This window comes from Streptomyces sp. NPDC059909 (assembly GCF_042730885.1).
In the GTDB taxonomy this organism is placed as follows: Bacteria; Actinomycetota; Actinomycetes; order Streptomycetales; family Streptomycetaceae; genus Streptomyces.
The window spans coordinates 1-1,240 of sequence record NZ_JBHWKX010000244.1 but is presented as its reverse complement, the minus strand read 5'-3'; the positions used below and the strand labels follow the sequence as shown (position 1 = coordinate 1,240).

At 71.9% G+C, this 1,240-nt stretch carries 1 protein-coding gene and 1 pseudogene; both read right to left on the bottom strand.

The window, feature by feature from the left end; translation table 11 throughout:
• On the bottom strand, nt 1–776 hold a 776-nt coding region (locus ACFV9O_RS40555), incomplete at its 3' end, for a carbohydrate ABC transporter permease (RefSeq protein ID WP_385428137.1).
• Between the two features lie 32 nt (nt 777–808).
• Nucleotides 809–1,240, bottom strand: a pseudogene (locus tag ACFV9O_RS40550) (carbohydrate ABC transporter substrate-binding protein); the annotation flags it as partial.

The window sequence follows — 1,240 nt, the reverse complement described above, 5'->3', positions numbered from 1 at the left end:
CCCTGGGTGAGCAGCAGGACGTTCTGCGCCGACCCGAACAGGGTCCACAGGAACTGGAGCATCGTCACGACGCCGACGAAGTCGCGGATCATCGGGAAGTGGATGCGCCACATGGCCCGCCAGTGCCCGGCCCCGTCGAGCTGGGCAGCCTCTCCGACCTCGTCCGGCACGCTGCCCAGCCGGGCGGCGAAGAGGACGGCGGTGAACCCGATGCCGCTCCACACGTCCAGCACGATCAGGCAGGCGAGCGCGGTGGAGGGCGAGGCGAGCCAGGCGTCGGTCAGCGATCCGAGGCCGGCCTTGTCCAGCGCCCCGTTGAACAGGCCGTCGGGCGACAGGACGGCGTAGAAGACCATCGCCTTGGCCGGGGTGGAGATCAGGCCGGGAATGAAGAGCAGGTAGCGCAGGAACCGGTGGCCCGGCGGCCGCTGCGCGACGTAGTAGCCCAGCATGTACGCGCCGACGATCATCAGCGGCAGCGCGACGGCGAGCTGGATACCGGTGTTGACCACCGCGTCCGCGAAGACGGGGTCGGCCAGGACCGTGCGCACGTTGCCGAGCCCGGCGTAGGAGACCGGCTGGAGCATGCCCGGCCAGTGCAGGACGGCGATGACGAAGATGGCGACCAGCGGGCCGACCATGAAGATCAGGTACCAGGCCAGTGCCGGGACGGCGAGGACGACTCCGCCCTGCTTGCGGCGGGGCGCGCGGCCGGGGGGCGGCGGGGTGCTCCGGGCGGCGGGGGCGCCGGCCGGGGCGGACGAGAGCGACGTCATGGGGAATCCCCTCGGGACTCGGGCGCGCGGGATCAGCCCGTGCGGTAGGCGGATTCGAGGGCGGAGCGCACGGTGGCCGCGCTGGTGCCGCGGGTGAAGGCGGTGCTGGTCGCCGTGATCAGCGGCTGGGTGGCCGTCGGCGGGACGTACAGGTCGGGCAGGAGCACCTGGCCCACCTCGTCACCGAGCCGCTGCGCCGCCGCCACCAGGGGGAAGTCCTTGCTGACGGTGTCGGTCTCCAGGGCCATGTCCCGCCCGCTCTCGGTGATGAAGCGCGAGACCGACTCGGGCCGGTACATGAACCGCAGGAACTTCTCGACCGCGGAGATCTTCTTCGCCCCGTTGGGGCTGATCCAGAAGCCGATGAGGGTGTACGACCGCATGATGGTGGGCCTGGCGTGGGCCGCTCCCGGGGCCAGCGGCCAGCCGCCGACCTCGCTGTGCGCGGCGGTCCTCTCCGGGAC